At 63.2% G+C, this 22302-nt stretch carries 24 protein-coding genes and 2 pseudogenes; 10 read left to right on the top strand and 16 right to left on the bottom strand.

What is annotated here, in order from left to right; genetic code table 11:
* Positions 1-714: lytic transglycosylase domain-containing protein (locus tag EN932_RS08235; protein ID WP_164890446.1), on the bottom strand; the 714-nt coding region annotated here is incomplete at its 3' end.
* 181 nt (positions 715-895) lie between these two features.
* On the opposite strand from EN932_RS08235, the gene EN932_RS08240 reads away from it, so the two are divergent.
* The gene (locus EN932_RS08240; protein ID WP_013530095.1) at positions 896-1465 is read left to right on the top strand and encodes a methylated-DNA--[protein]-cysteine S-methyltransferase; all 570 of its coding nucleotides are present in this window, start codon (positions 896-898) and stop codon (positions 1463-1465) included.
* Between the two features lie 148 nt (positions 1466-1613).
* On the opposite strand, the gene EN932_RS08245 is transcribed toward EN932_RS08240, so the two are convergent.
* From EN932_RS08245 to EN932_RS08255, 3 genes are read right to left on the bottom strand one after another with little or no spacing between them, the layout of a single operon-like run.
* The gene (locus tag EN932_RS08245; protein ID WP_245460889.1) at positions 1614-1985 is read right to left on the bottom strand and encodes a nuclear transport factor 2 family protein; all 372 of its coding nucleotides are present in this window, start codon (positions 1983-1985) and stop codon (positions 1614-1616) included.
* A gap of 26 nt (positions 1986-2011) precedes the next feature.
* Positions 2012-2401, bottom strand: coding sequence for a nuclear transport factor 2 family protein (locus EN932_RS08250; RefSeq protein ID WP_013530093.1), 390 nt, complete (start codon positions 2399-2401; stop codon positions 2012-2014).
* Position 2402: 1 nt separating this feature from the next.
* Positions 2403-3305: an MBL fold metallo-hydrolase gene (locus EN932_RS08255; RefSeq protein ID WP_164766182.1), complete on the bottom strand. Its 903-nt coding sequence runs from the start codon at positions 3303-3305 to the stop codon at positions 2403-2405.
* A 149-nt stretch (positions 3306-3454) separates the two neighbouring features.
* On the opposite strand from EN932_RS08255, the gene EN932_RS08260 reads away from it, so the two are divergent.
* Positions 3455-4345, top strand: a complete 891-nt coding sequence (locus EN932_RS08260; protein WP_064994529.1) for a LysR family transcriptional regulator — start codon at positions 3455-3457, stop codon at positions 4343-4345.
* 26 nt (positions 4346-4371) lie between these two features.
* On the opposite strand, the gene EN932_RS08265 is transcribed toward EN932_RS08260, so the two are convergent.
* Entirely contained in the window at positions 4372-4701 is a 330-nt protein-coding gene (locus EN932_RS08265; RefSeq protein WP_027162103.1) for a hypothetical protein, read from the bottom strand.
* Positions 4702-4975: 274 nt separating this feature from the next.
* On the opposite strand from EN932_RS08265, the gene EN932_RS08270 reads away from it, so the two are divergent.
* The 3 genes and pseudogenes from EN932_RS08270 (at position 4976) to EN932_RS38745 (ending at position 5910) form a co-directional block, all read left to right on the top strand.
* Positions 4976-5188: a cold-shock protein gene (locus EN932_RS08270; protein ID WP_010910991.1), complete on the top strand. Its 213-nt coding sequence runs from the start codon at positions 4976-4978 to the stop codon at positions 5186-5188.
* A 271-nt stretch (positions 5189-5459) separates the two neighbouring features.
* Entirely contained in the window at positions 5460-5660 is a 201-nt protein-coding gene (locus EN932_RS08275; protein WP_127368173.1) for a hypothetical protein, read from the top strand.
* A pseudogene (locus EN932_RS38745) lies at positions 5657-5910 on the top strand (hypothetical protein). The gene EN932_RS08275 and the pseudogene EN932_RS38745 overlap by 4 nt, the downstream one beginning before the upstream one ends.
* Before the next feature lie 22 nt (positions 5911-5932).
* On the opposite strand, the gene EN932_RS08285 reads toward EN932_RS38745, so the two are convergent.
* The 3 genes from EN932_RS08285 to EN932_RS08295 form a co-directional block, all read right to left on the bottom strand.
* A complete protein-coding gene (locus tag EN932_RS08285) occupies positions 5933-6541 on the bottom strand; it encodes a glutathione S-transferase family protein (protein WP_127368172.1) in 609 nt (202 codons plus the stop codon).
* A 112-nt stretch (positions 6542-6653) separates the two neighbouring features.
* On the bottom strand, positions 6654-7502 hold the full coding sequence (locus EN932_RS08290) for an EAL domain-containing protein (RefSeq protein ID WP_128368783.1): 849 nt from the start codon (positions 7500-7502) through the stop codon (positions 6654-6656).
* The gene (locus tag EN932_RS08295) at positions 7499-8392 is read right to left on the bottom strand and encodes an EAL domain-containing protein (protein ID WP_013530085.1); all 894 of its coding nucleotides are present in this window, start codon (positions 8390-8392) and stop codon (positions 7499-7501) included. Before EN932_RS08295 ends, EN932_RS08290 begins: the two co-directional genes overlap by 4 nt.
* A 207-nt stretch (positions 8393-8599) precedes the next feature.
* Between EN932_RS08295 and EN932_RS08300 the strand changes: the two genes are divergently transcribed.
* Entirely contained in the window at positions 8600-9802 is a 1203-nt protein-coding gene (locus EN932_RS08300) for a pyridoxal phosphate-dependent aminotransferase (RefSeq protein ID WP_064994526.1), read from the top strand.
* 60 nt (positions 9803-9862) lie between these two features.
* Here EN932_RS08300 and EN932_RS08305 read toward each other — a convergent pair whose 3' ends face one another.
* Both EN932_RS08305 and EN932_RS08310 read right to left on the bottom strand, forming a co-directional pair.
* Positions 9863-11380, bottom strand: a complete 1518-nt coding sequence (locus EN932_RS08305; RefSeq protein WP_127368157.1) for an MFS transporter — start codon at positions 11378-11380, stop codon at positions 9863-9865.
* A 180-nt stretch (positions 11381-11560) separates the two neighbouring features.
* Entirely contained in the window at positions 11561-11956 is a 396-nt protein-coding gene (locus tag EN932_RS08310) for a cupin domain-containing protein (protein WP_013530082.1), read from the bottom strand.
* 310 nt (positions 11957-12266) lie between these two features.
* On the opposite strand from EN932_RS08310, the gene EN932_RS08315 reads away from it, so the two are divergent.
* Positions 12267-14318 (top strand): elongation factor G, encoded by a 2052-nt coding sequence (locus EN932_RS08315; protein WP_128368784.1) that lies wholly within the window; start codon positions 12267-12269, stop codon positions 14316-14318.
* 721 nt (positions 14319-15039) lie between these two features.
* On the top strand, positions 15040-15537 hold the full coding sequence (locus EN932_RS08320) for an isoprenylcysteine carboxylmethyltransferase family protein (RefSeq protein ID WP_027162108.1): 498 nt from the start codon (positions 15040-15042) through the stop codon (positions 15535-15537).
* 66 nt (positions 15538-15603) lie between these two features.
* On the opposite strand, the gene EN932_RS08325 is transcribed toward EN932_RS08320, so the two are convergent.
* Both EN932_RS08325 and trxB read right to left on the bottom strand, forming a co-directional pair.
* Positions 15604-16500, bottom strand: a complete 897-nt coding sequence (locus EN932_RS08325) for a LysR family transcriptional regulator (protein ID WP_013530079.1) — start codon at positions 16498-16500, stop codon at positions 15604-15606.
* 79 nt (positions 16501-16579) lie between these two features.
* Positions 16580-17554: a thioredoxin-disulfide reductase gene (gene trxB / locus EN932_RS08330; RefSeq protein ID WP_013530078.1), complete on the bottom strand. Its 975-nt coding sequence runs from the start codon at positions 17552-17554 to the stop codon at positions 16580-16582.
* 249 nt (positions 17555-17803) lie between these two features.
* Between trxB and EN932_RS08335 the strand changes: the two genes are divergently transcribed.
* Complete coding sequence (locus EN932_RS08335) at positions 17804-18283, top strand: Lrp/AsnC family transcriptional regulator (protein ID WP_023809735.1); 480 nt, start codon at positions 17804-17806, stop codon at positions 18281-18283.
* 252 nt (positions 18284-18535) lie between these two features.
* Positions 18536-19330: a glycosyltransferase family 2 protein gene (locus EN932_RS08340; RefSeq protein WP_063172903.1), complete on the top strand. Its 795-nt coding sequence runs from the start codon at positions 18536-18538 to the stop codon at positions 19328-19330.
* Between the two features lie 4 nt (positions 19331-19334).
* Here EN932_RS08340 and EN932_RS08345 read toward each other — a convergent pair whose 3' ends face one another.
* From EN932_RS08345 to EN932_RS38750, 4 genes and pseudogenes are all read right to left on the bottom strand, one after another.
* Positions 19335-19994: an HAD-IIIA family hydrolase gene (locus EN932_RS08345; protein ID WP_127368154.1), complete on the bottom strand. Its 660-nt coding sequence runs from the start codon at positions 19992-19994 to the stop codon at positions 19335-19337.
* Positions 19987-20559 carry an SIS domain-containing protein gene (locus EN932_RS08350; protein WP_024504153.1) on the bottom strand — a complete coding sequence of 191 codons (573 nt, stop codon included), beginning with the start codon at positions 20557-20559 and terminating at the stop codon, positions 19987-19989. The genes EN932_RS08345 and EN932_RS08350 overlap by 8 nt, the downstream gene beginning before the upstream one ends.
* Before the next feature lie 7 nt (positions 20560-20566).
* The gene (gene rfaE1 / locus EN932_RS08355; protein ID WP_063168811.1) at positions 20567-22060 is read right to left on the bottom strand and encodes a D-glycero-beta-D-manno-heptose-7-phosphate kinase; all 1494 of its coding nucleotides are present in this window, start codon (positions 22058-22060) and stop codon (positions 20567-20569) included.
* 140 nt (positions 22061-22200) lie between these two features.
* Positions 22201-22302 (bottom strand): annotated as a pseudogene (locus EN932_RS38750) (LysE family translocator); the annotation flags it as partial.

Genomic DNA, 22302 nt, shown 5'->3' on the forward strand with positions numbered 1-22302 from the left:
GAACAGGCCCTTGGCCGGTCCGTCATAGCCCATGCCGCGTGCCGTCGCGTGCTTGATCTGCATCAGTCCCCAATGGCCGTTGTTGTAGGCTTTCGGGTTGAAGGTGCTCTCGCGGTTGACGACATGGCGCACCAGGTCCACCGGCACCTGGTAGATCGCCGCATATTTCTCGATCAGCCGCTCGACATCGCCACGCACGCCCGTCGCGTGTTCTTCTTGCACGGGCCCTGCCGGAAACTGGACCAGGGCCGCCGGGTTCTGCGGCACGACATAGGCGACCTGCTGGACGCCGGGCATGCGGTCGCCCTTGGCGGTTGCCGGCACGATCAGCCCCGCGGTCGTATAAGTCTCGGCCGCCTTGACCGGTTCGTTCGCATTTGCCGGCGGCGGCGCCTGCCAGGCATTGGCGGTCATCACCGCGGGCACGGCTGGTGCCGCCGGTGTCGATCCGGCAAAAGCGGCGGTCGCCGCAGCCGGCTGTGCGGCGGAATCGGGCGGCAGCTCGGCCGTCTGAACGGGGGCGATCCCCGATGATTCCGGCAGCACCGAAACCGTCTCCGGCAGAGGCACGGTGAAGCCGGCATCAGCGCCGGCGGCGGTCGCTGTTTCGGTGAGAGCAGGCGCGGACTTCATCTGCGAGGTCGACGTGCAGCCGCTGATGCCGGCGGCGGCCAGGATCACGCCGATCGCGATAAGGTTGAGTTTTGCTGGCAAGCCGCGCTCGGGTCCGGTTTGTCGGGTTGTTAAGAAATCCCTTACACCAGCGATTCAGGCCGGGCAATCGGGGCGATCAGGTGGTTTTCGGGTGGCGAGACGCGGGCGGCGATGCCATATTGTTCCGGATATGTACTGGGACGAATCCCGGATTTCGCCACTTTGCGGGAAGGAACGCATCATGGTCACGACAGCTTCGATCACGGCCGGCCACGCAGTGTTAGAAACAGTGATCGGTTTCATGGGCATTGCCTGGAGCGAAAAGGGCCTGATCCGGCTCTGCCTGCCCGAACGCAGCCGCGAAGCGGTGGAACGGCGCCTGCTGCGTCACGGTGGCGTTTCCGCTTCCACGGCGCAGCCGCCATGGGTGGTCGAGCTGATCGCAGCGATCAAGGCCTATGCGGCGGGCGAGGATGTCGATTTCTCCGCCGTACCGGTCGATCTCGACGGCGTCGACGATTTCCGCCTCGCCATTTACGACGCGGCGCGAAAACTCTCCTTCGGCGAAACCACCACCTATGGTGAGCTGGCCAAGACCGCCGGCCATGCCGGGCTCGCCCGCGAAACCGGGGCCGCCCTTGGAGCCAATCCGGTGCCGCTGGTCATCCCTTGCCATCGCATCCTTGCCGCCGGCGGCAAGATCGGCGGCTTCTCGGCGCCGGGCGGCTCGGTCACCAAGGAGAAGATGCTGGCCATGGAAGGCGTGCGCGTCGGCCCGCCGCCGCCGGCGCAGGTATCGTTCGGGTTTTGAGCGGCGGCCGGCGCTGGCAGAAGGCCTGGATCAGTACATCGGTCGCTTATTGACCGGGTTGGCGGGCACCGGCTGCATCACGTCCCAATGCTCGGCGATCTTGCCGTTTTCAACGCGAAAAATGTCCACGATGACGGTCTCCGGCATGTTACCTGCCCTCGGTTGAACGACCTGGGTCCATGACGAGGTCGCCTTCGGCGATCACCCGCTTGAAGTCGACTTTTTGTTTTGGCCAATTGGCGACACCCATGCTTTCGAGAAGCTTTTTGACCGAGTCTCGGCCATCCGTCATCGTCGGGTTATGCTGAATGTAAGCCTCGGCCCAATAGCGGTCCAGCGCGGCAAGGTCATGGTCGCCGAACAGCGCCTGATAGGCTTTCAGGACAAGCGTCCTGTTTTTTTGAGTCAATTCATGCTGTTGCAGCACCTGCTTGACCGGCTTGGTGTTTCCCGCATGCGCCGCGGCGGTGAGCGCCGCGACCGCGAAAGCGGCCGCCGCGAAGGATTTAAGTTGCAGCACGGATGTCTCCCTCGGTTGCTTCGGTGTCAGGCCAATGCGCGCGCAACGAGCACCGTATCGACATACTGCCGCATGCGGATGATCTTGCCGTCCCGCAGTTCGTAGAGATGAGCGAAGGGGGCCGTCATGGATTTTCCCGTCGCCTTATATGTACCGGAATACACGCCGAAGGCCGCCACCCGGTCGCCATCGGCAATGAAGCTGTGCACGTCGGCGTGGTATCCGATCCACTCCGAGCCGAGCCGCTTGAAGACCCCCTGCATCAGGGCCTCGATGCCGACATAGGTGCCGGCATAGGGGAATCCTTCCGCCTCGGTCCATTCGATGTCGGCGGAAAGAACGGCCAGCAGATTGCGGCCGTTCTCCTCGGAAGTTCCCTCGTAGGTTCCACGGATCAAATCGAGGTTCGTCGCCATGTCAGCCCCACTTCATCTCGCCCTTGGCGACCTTGGATCCGACATCGAGGGCGACGCCCATACCGAGGCCGGGGAAGCGGGTCTCCATGGCGGCCTTCAACGCGGCGCTGTCTGCCGCCTTGTCCAGTTCTTCCTCGAAGGTGAGGAGATAGGACTTGGTGAACTCCACCGCCGAAGGACCGATCGCGGCATCGGGGGCCATGTGGCCGGGCACCACGACAGCGGGCCTGCGGGCGGCAATCGCGTCCAGCGTCTTGATCCAGGCGGCACGGCTTTCCCTGGTCTGCGTGCCGGCGGTCCAGACGTGAACGCCCGAGAAGATCATCACCCCGCCGAAAACGGCATTGAGCGACGGCACGAACAGATAGCGGCGGTTGGCCAATCCTTCTTCCGCATTGACGATCTCTACAGTCTCGCCATCGACCGTCAGCGTTGCGCCGTCGAATGCCTCGGGGAGGACGATGTCGGAAAGCGCCTGCGGGCCATTTTCCTTCAGTTGCGGACCCCAGACGGCGAGCTTCTTCTCCACATTGCCCTTGATGGCTTCCAGCGTGGCGGAGGCAGCGATGACTTTTGCCTCCGGGAAGGCGTCCCTCACCGGCTTCAGGCCGAAGTAGTAATCGGGATCGGACTGAGTGACATAGATGGTGGTCAGCTTCTTGCCGGTGGCCTTGAGGGCATCGGCGAGCGCCTTGCCGTCCGGATAGGTGAAGCCGCCGTCGATCAACAGGGCTTCGCTCGGCCCCGACAGTAGCACCGGCGCACGGAAGAAACCGTTTGGACCCGCCGGGAAGTGTTTCCAGCCAAGCTTGGCGCCGGCGGCCTGGCCGCTGTCGATGGGCGCGAAAACGGCGGTTGCGCCGAGGGCCAATGAGGTCTTCATGATCTGTCTCCTCGTGAACATGGAATATCTCCGTTGAATGAAAGGGGATCGGGTGCGGCTACGGGCCCGCAGGGCGGACGGTAGACGGCACGGTAAGCCCTCTGGATTAATCAATAAATTGGCCGTAATAATACAAACTGTATGTTGAAAGCTTACAATGAGCCTTCGTGGTGGAATCGATAAACCTCAATCGCCTCGCCTATTTTGCCACCGTGGTCGACGCAGGTTCCTTTACCCGCGCGGCCGAGCGGCTTGGCATCACGAAAACAGTCGTCAGCCAACAAGTCGCTCGCCTCGAGGCTGAGCTGCGGACCACGCTTCTCGTGCGCACGACGCGAAGGGTCGAGCCGACGGAAGCAGGCCGTCTTCTGCATGCACGCTGCGTTCTGATCCTGCGGGATGTCGAAGAAGCGGTCGCCGAGGTTGGCGAGGCCAACGCCGAGGTGGCCGGTGTGCTGCGTGTTTCCGCGTCCAATGACTATGGCGCGATCGTGCTGGCCCCGATCGCCGCCCGCTTTCGCCAGAGATTTCCGGCCTGCGGCGTCGAACTGGTCATTTCCGATGCCATAATTGACTTGATCGGCAACAAGATCGACCTGTCCATCCGGGTTGGCTGGCTGGATGACTCCAGCCAGCAGGCGCGACGCATCGGCACCTTCCGGCAAATCCTGGTCGCGTCGCGGGATTTCGCGGCCGGGATCAGGGTGAACAAGCCGGAAGATCTTTCTTCCTTGCCGCTCGTTGCCAATGCCGTGCTTCGCAAGCCGTTCACCTGGAACTTCACCCGAGGCGATTCCGAGCCGCGCACCATCACCCTGCGCGAGGCGTTCTCCATCAACTCGACGCCCGCCGTACTGGAAGCGACGCTCGCCGGCGGCGGACTGGCAGTTCTGCCGGACTATCTGGTCGTCGACTATCTATCGCAAGGCCGCCTCGTCCACGTGCTCCCCGACTGGGCGCTGCCCTCCGGCGGCATTCACGTGGTCTATCCGGCGGCGCGCTTTCGCCCGCAAAAGGTGACGCAATTCGTGTCCATGCTCACGGAACATATCCGGGATTGAGAGCAATGGCTGCCGGTCGACAAGCGCTAGTTGTTATGGAAGAACCGCCGGCGGAAATGCCGGTCGTTGTCCGGCCGCTTGCAGTTGTAGACCGGGCAGGACTTTGTGTCGGCGCTCGGCACGTAGGCTCGTGTCCTCACCTCGCCCATGCTGCAGAATCGCTGGCTCTGCACATAGCGGTCGTAGAGCGGCAGTCCCGGCACTCGCTTCGACTGGTAGCGCAGGATGACCGCCCCCTGCCGGGCGATCGTCGCCTGAACCTTGCCGCAGCTCATACGCGTCGGGTCGTAGCGCGAGATCGCCTGAGCCTGAGCGGCGACAAGCGTCAGGCAGGCGGCAAGCAGAATGGTTTTCATGGTCCTCTCCCTGATCCGCCGCCCAGGGACGTCGCGATCCGTCGTGACGCTCTCACGCGATTGGGGCGGCCATTGGGCAGCGCCCTGATCACGGCTTTCTCACACAGTCTTGTTTTTTGTGCGAAAGCAGCCTATATGCCTTCCATTGATATTTCGGCCGATCGATCCGGGCCTCGCGATAATCGCGTTTGCTGACGTCTATCTCCAAAATCTCGATGCACACCGGCTGGACCTCGGTCCGGTCAATCTAAAGCAAATGTGAAGGACTATCTAAATGGCAACTGGAACGGTCAAGTGGTTCAACGCCACCAAGGGCTTCGGCTTCATTCAGCCTGACGCGGGCGGCGCGGACGTATTCGTCCACATCTCCGCTGTCGAGCGTGCTGGACTGTCGACCCTGGTCGAAGGCCAGAAGATCAACTTCGAGATCGAGCAGGACCGCCGCACTGGCAAGTCGTCCGCTGGATCTCTGAGCAAGGCAGCCTGATTTTGCGATAGCGCGCGCCGGGCGAGAGTTCGGGGCGCGCGGCAAGTCACGGATGTACTGACAGTCGCGCGAGAAGCGCGCTGGAGCGGAAAGACCCGACAAGCTGGATCAGCAGATAGCTGCCAGCCCGGACCGGACGCTCCCGATCAGGCTACCAAGCATGGGAAGGCGGGATTTATCCCGCCTTTTTTGCTGTCTGGGTTAGGTGGCGCAGCCTGCACTATGGTTCCAACTTGTGGTACTTTTAGCCCAGTAGTGGTACCATTCGGCCATGACCAAACTTGAGCAGATCGAAAAATCCGTCGCCGAACTGAGCCCCGAGGAACTGAAGGCGTTTGCCGCCTGGTTCGAGGCGCTCCAGGCGGATATGTGGGACCGGCAGATGGAAGCCGACGCGAAGGCGGGCCGTTTGGACAGGCTTGCCGAACAGGCGCCGGCTGACCATCGCGCTGGTCGGACGCGGCCTCTGTGAACCACGTCGCCTCTCCATCGTTCTGGGAGGCTTATGAAAAACTGCCATCGTCAATCAGAGCAAAGGCGGACAGGCGTTTTGCCCGACTGCGTTCGATCCTTTTCATCCCTCACTGCATTTCAAACAGGTCGGTCGCTATTGGTCGGCGCGAGTTGACGAAAACTATCGGGCTGTTGCCATACGCAACAATGAAGATGTGATCTGGTTCTGGGTCGGCACCCACGCCGACTACGACCATTTGTTGAAATAGCCCCTCCTTCAGGAGGAGAAGGCTACCCCACCCACTCGATCGGCACATGCCCCGGATCCGCTTCCACGCGGCCAAGCCATGCCGACACCGCCGGATAGGCGTCGAGCTGGAAACCGCCCTGCTCCGCCGTATGCGTATAGGCATAGAGCGCGATGTCGGCGACGCTGAGCGCGCTGCCGGCGAAGAAGGCATTGTTTTCCAGATGCCTGTTCATCACGCTGAGCGCCTTGTTGCCGCGCTCCAGCGTCACCGCCAGCCGCTCCGGGGTCGCATCCCCAGCACGTTCGGGAAAGGTCAGCAGCGCCTTGCGCACGGCTATGTAGGGCTCGTGGCTGTATTGTTCGAAGAAAAGCCATTGATACGCGAGCCCACGCTCATACCTGTCCGCCGGCAGGAAGCGTGTGCCTTCGGCGAGATAGAGCAGGATGGCGTTGGATTCGGCCAGCCGCCGGCCATCGTCGAACTCGAGCAGCGGCACCATGGCGTTCGGGTTCTTGGCGACAAAGTCGGCTTTGCGTGTGTCGCCTGTGTGCGAACTCACCTCGACGTTGGTGAAGGCCAGGCCAAGCTTCGCCATCAGCAGGCGCGGCTTGTAACAATTGCCGCTGTCGATCATGCCGTAAAGTATCATGGCTGTTCCCCCGAGCACTCTCTCCGCGCGATTATCGCAGCGGCGGCGGACTCAACCAATGATTTGTTTTGTCGCGACGATCAGCGCCGCTGATGTGTGAATAGTGGCGCCCCTAGCCGAACAGCGGGACGACATTGCCGCCGGTACCCAGCAGCGTGTCGATGTTCAGTGGCTCTTCCTCGAAAACGCTCCCCGCCAAGGCTGGGCGGGCGAGGAGAAAACCCTGCAGCAGGTCGACGCCGCCCTCGAGCGCGACGCGCAGATGGGTGGGCTGCTCGATGCCTTCGACCAGCACCTTGGCGCCGCGGTCATGCAAGCTGGAAACCAGCGGGCGGAAGAACCGTTCAGCGGCAGCGTGGCGACAGAACTCCGCGAACCAGGTGCCGTCGATCTTGACGATGTCGGGCTTGAGCAGGCTCACCCGCTCCTCGGTCGAGTGCCCGGTGCCGAAATCGTCGATGGCGATGCGGATGCCGTCGCGCCGCATTTCGCGCACCAGCCGCGCGAGAAGCGCGTCGTCCGCCGCCTGTTCGGTGATTTCGCAGACCAGCATGGCCGGCGCCAGGCCGAACTCGCCGAGATGCCTGGTCATCAGGCGAATCTCGGCCAGTGCCCGCCCGGCATGGTCGTTGATCAACGGATTGTAGTTGAAGAACAGGTCGAGCCCGTCGACGCCGATGTTGCGAAAATTCCTGAGATGCAGCGCCCGGCACATGGTTTCCACAAACAGCCGGTCCGAGACGGCAACGCTTTCGAAGAACATCTTTGGCGCGCCGGGGCGGCCCGCACGGTGCGGCTCGATCAGGGCTTCGGCCGCGACCGCGTGAAGGAACCGGCCGCGCGGCGCGAAAATCGGCTGATAGGCGCTGCGCAGCCGGAACTCGCCATACATGCCGTATTCGATGCCGACTTCGTCGACCCGGATCGCATCGCCGACATTGCGCCGCCGATCACCTCTCATGTCGCCACGCGGCGCCCAAAGGCCTTGACCGGCCGCGCCGAAGGCGTTGCCACGGCAGCAGCCGACGTGTCGACGGCGGCAGCGACAGGCGCCTGCCCGGCCTTGTCGAAGACGCCAAAGCTGGTCGGCGCCAATTCGGGTCGCGCCAGCACGAAACCCTGCACCATCGACGCACCCGATTTCTCGGCGAGCTCCAGTTGCCAGCCCTCCTCGATGCCTTCGAACACCGTATGGATGCCTTGCTCCTCGAAGTTCTTCACCATGGTGGTCAGCAACGCGAAGCCGGCGCCGGACTCCATCAGTTGCGTGATCCAGTAGGCATCGAACTTGACGATATCCGGCTTCAACTCCTTGACCCGGTTGATGTCGGAATCGTCGGCGCCATAATCGTCGACGGCGATGCGAAAACCGTTGGCTCTCAGTGCCGCGACGAAGCCGTGCAAGGCTTCCTGCGACGCCGATCGCTGCTCGGTCACCTCGCAGACGACGCGGCGCGGGTCGATGCCGGCCTCGTGCAGCACGAGCCGCATTTCGCGCAAGGCAGCGTCGGCAACAGTGCGTTCGGTGAACACCGACGGGTCGAAATTAACAAAGATCGACGCTTCCCGCGGCAGGCAGGCACCGGCGTTGAGAAGATGCAGCGTCCTGGTCAGCGCCTCGATATGCAGCCGGTCGGCGGCCGGACAGGTCGAGAAGAAATTCATCGGCGATTGTGGCTCGCCGTCGCGGAACGGTCGGATCAGCCCTTCGAACGCGACCACCGACAGCTTGCCTTCCTTGAAGGCGAAGATCGGCTGGAAAGCGCTTTGCAACGTGTAGATGCCCCAGACACCGGTGGAGGTGCCGTCGTCCTGACGGATGATGTGGGCAAGCCCGACGCTGCGCGACACGGTTCCTCGCTCCGCAATTGGTCTGCGATCCTGCCACTCAAGCCTCTACCGCTCGTTAATGAATTTATTGTTGCCGACCCCGGGTCCGATCACAGCTCCTTGAGACCTGGATCAGCCGACAATGCTTGCGTTGCGCGAAATCATGCGACATGAGAAGCGCCGCGGTCGCTCCTGGCCGCGCCGATCTTCCATGGAGACGTCAAGCTCATGGCCTTTCTTGCCGACACCCTTTCGCGCGTGAAGCCTTCCGCCACCATCGCGGTCACGCAGAAAGCGCGCGAGCTGAAAAATGCCGGCCGTGACATTATTGGCCTCGGCGCCGGCGAGCCGGATTTCGACACGCCCGACAACATCAAGAATGCGGCAATCGAGGCGATCCGCCGCGGCGAAACCAAGTATCCGCCGGTTTCGGGCATCGTGCCGCTGCGCGAGGCGATCGCAAAAAAGTTTAAGCGCGAGAACAATCTCGACTACAAGCCCGAGCAGACCATCGTCGGTACGGGCGGCAAGCAGATCCTGTTCAACGCCTTCATGGCGACGCTGAACCCCGGCGACGAGGTCATCATTCCTCGCCCCTACTGGGTCAGCTACCCCGAGATGGTGGCGATCTGCGGCGGCACCTCCGTGTTTGCCGACACCTCGATCGACAACGGCTTCAAACTGACCGCTTCCGTGCTGGAAAAGGCGATCACGCCGAAGACCAAATGGCTGCTGATGAACTCGCCGTCGAACCCGTCGGGTGCCGCCTATACCGAGGCCGAACTGCGCGCTCTGGCCGACGTGCTGTTGAAGCATCCGCATGTCTGGACGCTGACCGACGACATGTACGAGCACCTGACCTATGGCGATTTCGTCTTCAAGACCATCGCCGAGGTCGAGCCTAAGCTCTACGAGCGCACGCTGACCATGAACGGCGTGTCGAAAGCCTATGCAATGACCGGCTGGCGCATCGGTTATGCGGCGGGCCCGGTCCAACTGATCAAGGCGATGGACATGATCCAGGGTCAGCAGACATCGGGCGCCTGCACCATCGCGCAATGGGCATCCGTCGAGGCGCTGAATGGCCCGCAGGATTTCATCGCAAAAAACAAGGCGATCTTTCAAGGCCGTCGCGACCTCGTCGTCTCGATGCTCAACCAGGCGCGCGGCATCACCTGTCCGTCGCCGGAAGGGGCCTTCTATGTCTATCCCTCCTGCGCCCAGTTGATCGGCAAGAAGACCAAGGCCGGCAAGCCGATCGACACCGACGAAACCTTCTGCTCGGAATTGCTCGAAGCCGAGGGCGTCGCGGTGGTGTTCGGCTCGGCCTTCGGCCTCGGCCCCAACTTCCGCATCTCCTACGCCACCTCGGAGACGCTTCTGGAGGAAGCCTGCACGCGCATCCAGCGCTTTACGGCTTCGCTGACCTGAGCGGCGCACTTTGAACGCAGAACCCGGCTTCACTGCCGGGTTTTCAATGGGCCGTCAGCCTCACGCCTCGTGCTTGGTCTCTTTGGCCGAGCGCGCCTCGGCCGGCGCCAGCACGGCAACCAGCAGTGCGGCGGTGAGGAACGCGCCGATCGCTGCCGTCAGCATGGCGGCATGGAAGCCGCCGGCATAGGCGGCAGCATAGAGTTCATGCACGCCGCTTTCGCCCATCGCCGCATCGGTTGCGAAATCATGCCGCGAAATTGCAGCACGGGCGACCGCTTCCGCGTTGGCGACACCGGCATCGCCGAGATACCCGGTCAAAAGGTTGGTTGCCCGCATGCTCATCAAGGCGCCGAGCAAGGCGATGCCGATGGCAAGACCGCTCTGGCGGGTGGCATTGATGACCGCCGACACCATGCCCGAGCGTTCGCGCGGCGCATAGGACATGGCGGCAGCGCTGCCGGTCGGGATTGCAAGCGCATTGCCGAGGCCGCCGATGGCGAACAGAAGGCACAGCGTCGCGTAGGACGTCGAAGGACCGGCCCAGCACATGCCGAGCATGGACAGGCCGATAGCAACATAGCCGATGGTCATCAGCGCGGAGTGACCATAGCGCGCGCTCAGCCTGCCGATCCACGGCGACACCACGATCTGGACGATGAAGGCCGGCGCCATGCGCAGGCTGGTCTGCGTCGGCGACCAGCCCTGCACCTGCTGCAGGAACATCGAGAAGAAGAAGACGCTGGAATAGGAGGTGAAGCCGAGCGCGAACGAAGCGACATTGGCGACGGCAAAGCGGACGTCACGGAAGAGGCCAAGCGGCAGCATCGGCCGTGCCGTGCGCGCCTCGAAGCCGAGGAAAGCACCCAGGCCGACGACACCTGCGATGAGCGCCGTGACCGTCCTTGGCTCGCCCCAACCATTCTCGCCGGCCGAGATCAGGCCAAAGGTCAGCGCCCCCAGCCACAGGATGCTGAGAGCCAGGCCGACGAGATCGAGATGGGCATGTTCGGGATGCGCCGTCTCGTTGATCGAAGCAGCACCGAGCGCGATCGTGATCAGACCAAGCGGCAGGTTGATCAGGAAGATGCTTTGCCAGCCGACGGTCTCGACCAGGATGCCACCGAGGACGGGACCAACGAGCAGAGAGATGGCGGCGAACGACGCCCAGCCGCCAATGACGCCGGCGCGCTGGCGTGCATCGGGAAAGGCTTGCGTCAGGATCGACAGCGCGCCTGGAATGAGCAGCGAGCCGGCGATGCCCTGTACGACCCGGCCAGCCAGCAGCACCGGCAAATTGGGCGCGACGGCGCAGATCAGCGAGCCGGCCACGAAGATGCCGACGCCGGCCAGCCATGAGCGCTTGCGGCCATAGCGGTCGCCGATCAGGCCGGACGACAGCATGAAGGCCGACAGGCACAGCGTGTAGGCGTCGACCACCCATTGCAGGCCGCCGAAATCGGTTTGCAACGCCTGCTGGATGGTCGGCAGCGCGACATTGACGATGCTGACGTCGAGCAGAGCCACGAACGAACCAAGATAGACAGCGGCGACCAGGGGCAAACGGTGCTTTGACATGGCTATGTCCGGACGTGAGTTTCGCAAATTACTGGCCGACGGTCAGTTGAACGGGCGGCATGGCGCTGTCGATCCGGCGACTGAGTATGGCCTGCGCCATGGTACTGGACTCGCCGCGAGTCGCCCTCTTCTGAAAATGTTGCGGCTGGAATAGAAGCCGGGTTCCTGCGGACTGAGCATTCAGCCGTCATATTGTTCCGATGTCACCGCTTCCAGCCAGTCGGCATGGACATCGTCGAGCGCCTCCTGCATGGCGATATGCGTCATCGCCGATTTCGGCGCCGCGCCATGCCAGTGTTTTTCGCCAGGCGCGAACGAGATGACGTCGCCCGCCCTGATCTGCTGGACCGGGCCGCCCCACGTCTGGGCAAGCCCGGCGCCCACCGTCACGTAGAGCGTCTGGCCAAGCGGATGCGTATGCCAGTGGGTGCGCGCGCCCGGCTCGAAGCTGACCAGCGTGGCTCGCAGCCGCGCCGGCGCCTCTTTCTCGATGATCGGCGTCTGCAGCACCCGGCCGGTGAAGTATTTTTCCGGCGCGATGACGGTCGGCACGCTGCCGCAGGCAATGATCTTCATGGGTCGATGGTCCTTCAAAACAGCGGGCGACGGGTCGCCTGCTTCAGTTTCCGCCGATATCGGCCGACGTGCAACAGCTTCCGGCTGCCAGCCCCCTATATGGCCAGCACGGGTCCACGGCCGAGCAAAGGATTTCTATTTTCCTTGCCCTGCCGGCAAACAAGTGGGACGATGGCTTTGGGCAGGTGGACTTGAAAAGAACCCCGCCCGCGACGGTCGAACAGGCCGGCCGCCGCTCAGGACCGATTGACCACGCCTGAACCATGCATGCCAGTCGGTCCTGCGGGAAACGCCTGAGTGGAGGTCAGTCATGGGTACTCGCGCCGGAGGACGACGCACGGGACCGAAATGCATTGCCATAGTCGGTCCCTTCGCAAGCGGTAAGACGACACTTCTCGAAGCCATATTGGCCCGTACGGGCTCAATTCCCCGACAAAATCCCGTTTCATCAGGCAACACCGTTTCAGATCATTCGCCCGAGGCGCGCGCCCACGCCATGAGCGTCGAGGCGACGATCGCCACCACCGAATTCATGGGCGAGCAGATCACCTTCGTCGACTGTCCCGGCTCCATCGAATTCTCTTTCGAAGCCGAACCGGTGCTGGCCGCCTGCGACCTCGCGGTGGTCGTGGCCGAGGCCGATGAAAAGAAGATCCCTGCCCTGCAACTGATCATGCGCAAGCTCGACGATCTCGGCGTGCCGCGCATCCTGTTTCTCAACAAGGTCGACAAGGCAATCACCGGCGTGCGAGACACGCTGAAGATGCTGCAGCCGGCCAGTGCCGTGCCATTGCTGCTGCGCCAGATTCCGCTGCGCAAGGACGGCGTCGTCATTGGTTCGATCGACCTGGCGCTGGAGCGCGCCTACATCTATCGCGAATATGCCGAAAGCGAGGTGGCGCAGATTCCCGGCGACGAGAAGGCGCGCGAGCTCGAAGCGCGTTTCTCGATGCTGGAGACGCTGGCCGACCATGATGACCAGTTGATGGAACAGCTGCTCGAGGAGATCGAACCGCCAAAGGACGCGATCTTCGACGATCTCGCCCCCGACCTGCGCGACGGCGCGGTGACGCCGTTGCTGATCGGCACCGCCGAGAAAGGCAACGGCGTGCTGCGTCTCCTGAAGGCGATCCGCCACGACGCGCCCGACATCGAGGCGACCCGCAAGCGGCTCGGTGCACCCGACGGCGCGGCTACCCTGGTCCAGGTGATGAAGACCATCCACACCTCGCATGGCGGCAAGCTGTCGGTGTCGCGCATCCTCTCCGGCCAGGTCGTCGACGGTTCCGAACTCTGGCTGCCCGGCGGCGACACGGCCAAGGTTTCCGGCATCTACCGGATGCTCGGCAAGGACCAGTCCAAGCTCTCCAGCGCCAAGGCCGGCGATACGGTCGCGCTGGGCAAGCTGGACGAGGTCAAGACCGGCCAGACGCTGAGTTCGGCCAAGGGCGGCATCAAGCCGCTCGTCCAGTTCGAGCCGCCGCAGCCGGTCTTCGCCTTCGCGCTCCGCCCCAAGGAGCGCAAGGACGAAGTGAAGATGTCGGCTGCCATCCAGCGGCTGGCCGAGGAGGACCCCTCGCTCAGCCTGCGCCACAACCAGGACTCGGCTGAAACCGTGCTGTCGGGCCATGGCGAGATGCATCTGCGCGTGGTGCGCGAGCGGCTGGAAGGCAAGAACCAGATACCGGTCGAAGGCCATCCGCCGGCGGTGCCCTATCGCGAGACGATCCGCAAATCGGCGCAACAGCGCGGCCGTCACAAGAAACAGTCCGGCGGACATGGCCAGTTCGGTGACGTGGTGATCGAGATCAAGCCGCTGCCGCGCGGCTCCGGCTTCCAGTTCACCGACACCATCACCGGCGGCGTCGTGCCCAAGACCTACATCCAGTCGGTCGAGACCGGGGTGCGCGACTATCTGAAATCCGGGCCGCTGGGCTTTCCGGTCGTGGATGTCGCAGTCAACCTGTCGGACGGCTCCTACCATGCGGTCGATTCCTCCGACATGGCCTTCCAGATGGCGGCCAGGCTGGCAATGAAGGAAGGCATGGCCGCGTGCTTGCCGGTGCTCCTGGAGCCTGTGATGAAGGTCGAGATCGTCACACCCTCCGACGCCACCTCGAAGATCATCGCTCTCATCCCGCAACGGCGCGGCCAGATACTCGGCTACGACGCGCGGCCTGGCTGGCCAGGATGGGATGTCGTCGAGGCAACCATGCCGCAAGCCGAGATCGGCGACCTGATCATCGAGTTGCGCTCGGCGACCGCGGGCGTCGCCAGCTACCGTGCCGTCTTCGACCACATGGCCGAACTCACCGGCCGTCTGGCCGACGAGGCGATGAACACCAACGGCAAGGCTGCCTGATGGCGTAGCGTTCCTCTCGAACCTGATTCGAGGGGGACAAAAGAAAACGACGTCCGGCGGGGACCGGACGTCGTTTTGTTCGCGGACCGTTTCCTTGGGAGGTAAAACGGCAGGTCCGCCGCATTTGGTGCCGCCGAGTTCGGCGGAAAAACGGTTCGGACGCGGTAGCCGCCTGAGCCCGGGCCGTACGAGTGATGCCCCCATCTCCCGTCCGAACCACACCGCGTCCTATGATCCACATAGCAGGTCGCGGGCGCCCGGGCTATGTTACCAGAGGTTACATGTCACCGTTACGTGGCAATTGTGATGGAATTTTTTGCCGGCCCAACAGAGCACAGGCAACAAAAAAGCCGGATCAATGAAGATCCGGCTGAGTTTGATTGGAGTGCCTGTTAAGGCTAACCTCCAGAGGGGAACACTCGAGGGCGCTAATGGGAGGAGAACGCGCCCAGGAGATGATCTATATATGTGCTCATCATGCCCAAGAAACAAGCATCTATTTTGCAACACACGCATGCAAAAAGACGCAGGCTGTGGTCTAACCCATTCCAGAAGCCAATAGGACCAGCAGAATCGTCGAAATGGGCCGCCGAATCGGGCAATTGCAACTACAGAATCGCCGATCTCGGCTGGCTTTCGGTTCAAAATGCCAAAACCGGGCAATGATGTGGAAGCAGGCAGCAGGCGTGCATTTCTAAGGCAATCGGGGAGGAGGCAGCCAATGCGGACGTTTTCGGCGATCGCCGGCAGTGCGGCCTTCTTCATCGCGGCGCCCTGCGTGGTTGCCGGGCTGGTGCCATGGCTGTTGACAGATCGCTGGGGCTTGCCGTGGTCTGGTCTGCCGGGCTTTGTCCCTGTCGGCGGGCTTCTGATCGCCGTCGCGATCGCAGCACTGCTGCATGCCTTCGGTCGATTCGCGCTTGAGGGCCTCGGCACGCCCGCTCCGGTCGCGCCAACCGAGAGGCTGGTGATCGGCGGCATCTACCGTCATGTCCGCAACCCGATGTATGTCGCCGTGCTGTCGATCATCCTCGGCCAGGCATTGCTGTTCTCGAGCTGGACGCTGGCCGCTTATGCGGTCATCGGCGCGATCGCCATGGGCTCTTTCGTGCGGTTCTACGAGGAGCCGACTTTGGCTCACCGGTACGGCGCCGAATACGACGCCTACCGCCGCAACGTACCCGGCTGGTTGCCTCGACTGTCGCCCTGGCGGGGGTAGGTGAAACCGGCAGCGCCGTCTCAGGGCATGTTGAGGCTCAGGTCGGGCCAGGCAATCGACATGTCCTTAGAATGACCAGCTTCTCGCCTTGGCGATGATAAAGTCCCGGAACACGTGCAGCTTGGCCTGGTTCTTCATCGCGTCCGGATAAGCAAAATAGGTGTCGAAAGACGGCACCTCGGTCTCCGGCAGCAGCTGCACGAGGTCGGAGTCCTTGCTGATCACATAGTCGGGCAGCATGGCGATACCGGCACCGCCCTGCACCGCCCGCTTGATCGACAATATGTCGTTGATCTGCAGCGTCGGCACCCTTTGTCCGCCTTCGAAATCACCGACCGTTTCCAGCCAGTTCAGCTCCGACAGATGCGACGGCACCGGCACGCCGAAGGTGACGATGCGATGGGCCTTCAGCTCGGCGACGGAAGACGGCCTGCCATGCTTGGCGACATAGGATGGGGCCGCGTAGAGGTGGAAATGCACGGTGAACAGGCGGCGCTGGATCAGGTCCGGCTGCTGCGGCTGGCGCAGCCGAATGGCGCAATCGGCCTGGCGCATGGTGAGATCGAGCTCCTCGTTGGCGAGGATCAACTGCAGGCTGATTTCAGGATAGAGTTCGATGAATTCCTGCACCCGCTCGGTTAGCCAGCCGGCGCCCAGCCCCACCGTCGTCGTCACCCGCAGCACGCCCGACGGGCGATCCTTGGTCTCGGTCAGCCGGGACTTGATGGTCTCCAGTTTCATCAGCACGTCATGCGCCGTGCGAAACAGCATCTCACCCTGCTCGGTCAACACCAGCCCGCGGGCGTGGCGGTTGAACAGCGGCACGCCGACATCATGCTCGAGCGCGCTGACCTGCCGCGAGATCGCCGATTGTGACAGATGCAATGTCTCGGCCGCATGGGTAAACGACCCCGCCTCCGCCGCAGCGTGAAACACGCGTAGCTTGTCCCAGTCCAACGCCATGATTCCCCTCGTTCTGTTTTGGCGTCTGAATGAAAAATCAGGCTTTTACACGGCGTTTCTAAGCCGCTCTCTGAACTCTCTACTCGGCCGCTTCGCGATGCACTTCGATGCCGGCCAGATACTTCTCCGCCTCGAGTGCGGCCATGCAGCCAAGCCCCGCTGCCGTCACCGCCTGGCGGTAGATATCGTCGGTCACATCGCCGGCCGCGAACACGCCCGGCACATCGGTGCGGGTCGAATCCGGCGCCGTCCACAGATAGCCGTTCGGCTTCTGCTTGAGCTTGCCGGCGAACAGTTCAACCGCCGGCGCATGGCCGATGGCCACGAACACGCCGTCGATCTTGAGGTGCGACACCTCGCCGGTCACCGCATGCTTGAGCTTCAGCCCCTCGACCGAGGGCGGCAGCGGCGTCTTGCCGGGCCGACCGGTGATCTCGTCGACGATCGTGTCCCAGATGACGCGGACATTGTCCTTCTTCAGAAGCCGCTCGCGCAGGATACGTTCGGCGCGAAAATCGCTGCGCCTGTGGATCACCGTCACGCTCTTGGCGAGATTGGACAGATAGAGCGCCTCTTCCACCGCCGAATTGCCGCCGCCGATCACCGCGACATCCTTGCCCCGGTAGAAGAAGCCGTCACAGGTGGCGCAGGCCGAGACTCCAAAACCCATAAAGTCCTGCTCGGTCGGGATGCCCAGCCATTTCGCTTGCGCGCCGGTCGCGATGATCAGCGCGTCGGCGGTGTAGGTGGTGCCGGAATCGCCCTTGGCACGGAACGGTCGCACGTTGAGGTCGACCTCGGTGATGATGTCGTTGATGATGTCGGTGCCGACATGCTCGGCCTGTTTCAGCATCTGCTCCATCAGCCACGGACCCTGGATCGGGTCGGCGAAGCCGGGATAGTTCTCGACATCGGTGGTGATCATCAACTGCCCGCCCTGCTGCAGGCCGGCGACCAGCATCGGCTTCAGCATGGCGCGGGCGGCGTAGACCGCCGCCGTATAGCCGGCCGGGCCGGAACCGATGATGAGAACGGGCGCGTGCTTGGTGGTCATCTAAAGCCTCTGCGGAGGGCTGCCGGCAATTGCGGCATGGAAAACTCGATCATTGTCGCGCGTAATGTAAGTGTTGCCCACGACGCCAGCAAGGCAAGTTGGAGTTCGTCCCCGGAAAGCTTTGTCACACCCTGTCGCCCGCGGATCCCGCGAAATATTCCGGGCGAAGGATGGAATGGACAGCGAAGTCGTTTAATTACAAAATCACGCAAGATTCTTGCGTGTTGCCCCTCATGATCGAGAGCCCCCATGCCGCTCAAGGCCGACCTCGACGCCATCGACTGGAAGATCCTGCGCGAATTGCAGGGCGACGGCCGCATGACCAATGTCGAACTGTCGAACCGCGTCGGCATTTCGGCACCGCCATGCCTGCGCCGCGTCAAGCGCCTGGAGGAAGCCGGCATCATCCGTGGCTACCGCGCTCTGCTCAACGCACCAGCGCTCGGCCTTGATGTCGTTGCCTTCTGCCTGGTCGGCCTGCATCATCAAGCCGATGCCGAGCTGCGCATCTTTGCCGAGCGCACCCGCGGCTGGCCGATCGTACGCGACGCCTGGATGGTGTCGGGCGAATCCGATTTCCTCCTGCATTGCGTGGCGAGCGACCTCGGCGCCTTCCAGACCTTCGTCATCGAGGAACTGACCTCGACCCCGAATGTCGACACGGTGCGCACAGCGCTCACCATCCGCCGGGTCAAGGACGAAGGCTTGGTCTCGTTCGCACAGCCTTGAGCCGGTGAACCGCAACCGGCTTTCGCCGATGCGGCTTGAACGCCTCGCCATATCAGCGCCGCTTTGGCGTTCGATAGGCACTTCTGTGAAGCCGGATGTCCTGCCGTAGCCGCCTTGCTGGTTTCCTAGAGCAATTCCAGAAAAAGTGTGTAACGGTTTTCCTGGGAAAAGCGCATAGCGCTTTCGGGATTGCATAATACAGGTGGCGCAGGGCAGCCCAATTCCGAGAACAGTGTGCCGTGGGGTGGGACGATGACTCGATTTTCTAGCCCGGTTTCGGCGCTGGTCATCTGTATGAACGAGGCCGACATGATCGGCGAATGCCTGGAGAGCGTCGACTTCTGCGCCGAGATCATCGTCGTCGATTCAGGCTCGACGGACAGCACTCTGGACGTCGTCAATGCGTTCATCGCCAAGGGCTACCCGATAAGGCTGTTTCACAATGATTGGCCGGGCTTTCCTCGTCAGCGGCAATTCGCGCTCGATCAGGCCACCCAACCGTGGTGCCTTTCGATTGAAGCCGACGAGGCCATCGATGACGTTCTCAGGCAGTCGATCATGAGTGTGACGCAGCTTGGGAATGACGCTTTCGACGGATGGTATATCAGGCGCCGCGACAAGCTGAAGGGTTACGGCTATGCGCACCGCTGGGTGCTTCACAACAGGCTGCTGCGGCTTTTCCGGCGCGACAAGGCAACCATGGACCTCAATCTGCGGGTCCATGAGTCGTTCGAGGTGCCGGGCGAAACCGGCACCATAGAAAATGGCGTGCTGCTGCATCGCCGCGAAATGACTATTGCCGAGGATCTGGCGAGAGCCAACACCTACTCCAGCCTCAAGGTCGCCACGCTGGTCGAACGAGCCAAGAAGCCTGGCCTGATAAGACTGGTGCTGTCGCCGCTTGGCAACTTCCTGAAGTTTTACCTGGCCAAGCGCTACTTCCTGTGCGGCCGGCACGGGTTCGTCTATTCGATGCTGGTGATGGTGTATTCGTTCGCCACCGAGGCCAAGCTCTATGAAGCCTGGCGGGACAACGATCGGGTATAGACCGTTAGGGCGCGCCCGAGGCGGCCCCAAGTCCAGCTATTGCGGCGAGCAGGCCGTCGAAGTCCGCGCGGTCGCACCAAGGCCGAATTGTGAAGCCCCGTCGGACAGCCGCTTGCCCGTCCACCAGCCAGCCCTGCGAGAGGCCGGCGCGTTGTCCCGCCTCCATGTCGGCCTCCTTGTCGCCGACGATCAGCGAACGCCGCAGATCGAGCCCGAGGCGCCTGGCCGCCTCCAGCAGCATGCCCGGATTGGGCTTGCGCATCGGATGATCTGCGGCCGCGAGCGGGCCGGAGCCCGCCTCGTGATAGGCGCAGGCAAGGACCATGTCGACGAACGCATTGTCGGCGCGTAGCAGTTCGAGCACGCGGCCATTGACGGCGGCGAAATCGCTCCAGCCGAAATAGCCGCGCGCGATGCCGGACTGGTTGGTGACGACGATGACGGGAATGCCGGCCCCGTTGGCGGCGGCTATCACCGCGGCTATATCCGCGCGCAGCACCATTTCGCCAGGATCATCCGGATAGCCCGTATCGATATTGATGGTGCCGTCGCGGTCGAGGAACAGCGCCGGAGAGCCGGCGGCGAACACCTTTGAGCCGACCTGCTCGACCCACAGGCCCGGCTCAGCCAGCGGATAGCGGCCAGAGGTCGTGGGATCAGCCATTGCTGAGGCGCGCTTCGACCACCTCGCACAGATGATGATAAAGGCACAGATGCCCCTGCTGGATGATCGGCGTCGAGGTCGACGGAACGTTGAGCAGAATATCGGACAGAGGTTTCAGCTTGCCGCCGGTATCGCCGGTCATGCCGATCACCGTCATGTCCATCCTCCGTGCCTGTTCGGCGGCGGCGAGGATGCTCGGCGAATTGCCGCTGGTCGAGATTGCCAGAAGCACGCCGCCGGCCGCGCCATGCGCCTCGACCTGGCGCGAAAACACCGTGTCGAAGCCATAGTCGTTGCCCCAGGCGGTCAGCACCGCCGCATTGGCCGGCAGCGCGATGACATTGTAGGCCTTGCGCTCCTTGAGAAAGCGGCCGACCAGTTCGCCGGCAATGTGGATGGCGTCGCTGGCCGAGCCGCCATTGCCGGCGATGAGCAAGGCCTTCCCCGACGAAAGCGCCGTCACCACCGCGCTCGCTGCCCGCTCCATCTCACCGGTCAGGTCCCGTTCGACCATGGCTGATATGGCAGCCGCCGAGCGGACAAGGTAATCGTTCAAGTCGGACATGAAACCCTCAGTTTGTGGTGCCGCCGGCGCGCAATTTGCCAATGGTGTTGGTGGTGCTTTTTCCAGCGACGAGATCGACCAGCACGACGCGTCCGCCGGCCTTCTGCACCACATCGGCGCCGACCACGGTATCGACCGTGTAATCGGCGCCCTTGACCAGTATGTCGGGCAGCAGCGCTTCGATCAGCGCCAGCGGCGTATCTTCCTCAAACACCACGACCGCGTCGACCGAGGCGAGTGCTGCCAGCACGCAGGCGCGGTCGTGCTGGTCGTTGACCGGCCGGCCGGCGCCCTTCAGGCGCCGCACCGAGGCATCGCTGTTGAGGCCGAGCACCAGCCGGTCGCACTGGCTTCGCGCCGCGTGCAGCAAGCTGACATGGCCGGCATGCAGGATGTCGAAGCAACCATTGGTGAAGCCGACGCTCAGGCCCTCTTCCTTCCACGCCGCCACCATGCGGGCGGCCGATGTGGCGTCGAGGATGGCGTCCTTGTGGGCGGTCGGCCCATGTGAACGGAACAGCGCGCCGGTGAGTTCCTCGACCGTCAGCCGCGCTGTGCCGCGTTTTCCCACAACGACGCCACCAGCGGCATTGGCGATCGAAGCGGCCATGACCGTATCGGCGCCTACGGCCAGCGCCAGCGCGAAGCTCGCGATCACCGTATCGCCGGCGCCCGAAACGTCGAACACTTCGCGCGCCTGGGTGGCGATGTGGCGCGCCTCGTCGGGGCCGACCACGCTCATGCCCTTTTCGCTGCGCGTCGCAACGACGAAATCGAAACCATGTGCCGAAATCAGCTGGCGCGCGGCAGCCACGATCTCGTCATCGGCGAACACCGCATGGCCGACGGCCTCGCCGAGTTCCTTGCGGTTGGGGGTGATGGCGGTCGCCCCGGCATAGCGCGCGTAATCGCGGCCCTTAGGGTCGACCAGCACCGGCTTTCCAGCCTCGCGGCAGATGGCGATCAAGTCGCCGGCGACGCCGTCGAGCAGGATGCCCTTGCCGTAATCGGACAGGATGACGATGTCGGCGTGCGCCAGCGCGGCGCGGAAATGGCGGATCAGGCCGGCTCGCTCCGCGGCGCCGAGCGGCTTGATCTCCTCTTCATCGAAACGCAGCACCTGCTGGTTGAGCGCGCTGAAGCGGCTTTTGGACGATGTCATGCGACCAGGCTCCTGCGCGAGGCCCGCCGTATCGGCGCCAAGTTCCCGCAGCATCCGCACCAGACTGTCGCCCGCCAGATCGGCGCCGATTACGGAAACGGGGACAGCGGCAGCGCCGAGCGAAACGATGTTGGCCACGACATTGCCGGCGCCGCCCATGGTCGAGGTCTCGCCGCGCCCATGCAGCACCGGGATCGGCGCTTCCGGCGAGATCCGCTCAATGACGCCGTTGACGAAACGATCGAGGATGAAGTCGCCGACCACCAGCACGGTGGCCTGGCCGAACCGCGCAATGGCGCGGTGCAATGGTTCTGGAGAAGGCGGATTGTGCTTGATCATGTCACTGGCAACGCGAGGGTAAGGCAAATCTCAATCGTGATGAAAATTGTCAATTTACGGGCCGGATCGTTCATGCCTGCCGATATACCGCAAATCCACGCAGCGCAACGTCAGGACATGACCCGCGACTGTCCGATGCGTCAGCTCTTCTGCAGGGCAACATGGACGCCCAGCCCGACCAGCACCGCCCCTCCCGCCCGCTGCATCAGCCGCTGGGCGCGGCTCGAACGCCGCAGGCGGCC

Origin of the sequence: Mesorhizobium sp. M7A.F.Ca.US.002.01.1.1 (genome assembly GCF_004022955.1) — a bacterium.
Classification (GTDB): domain Bacteria; phylum Pseudomonadota; class Alphaproteobacteria; order Rhizobiales; family Rhizobiaceae; genus Mesorhizobium; species Mesorhizobium ciceri.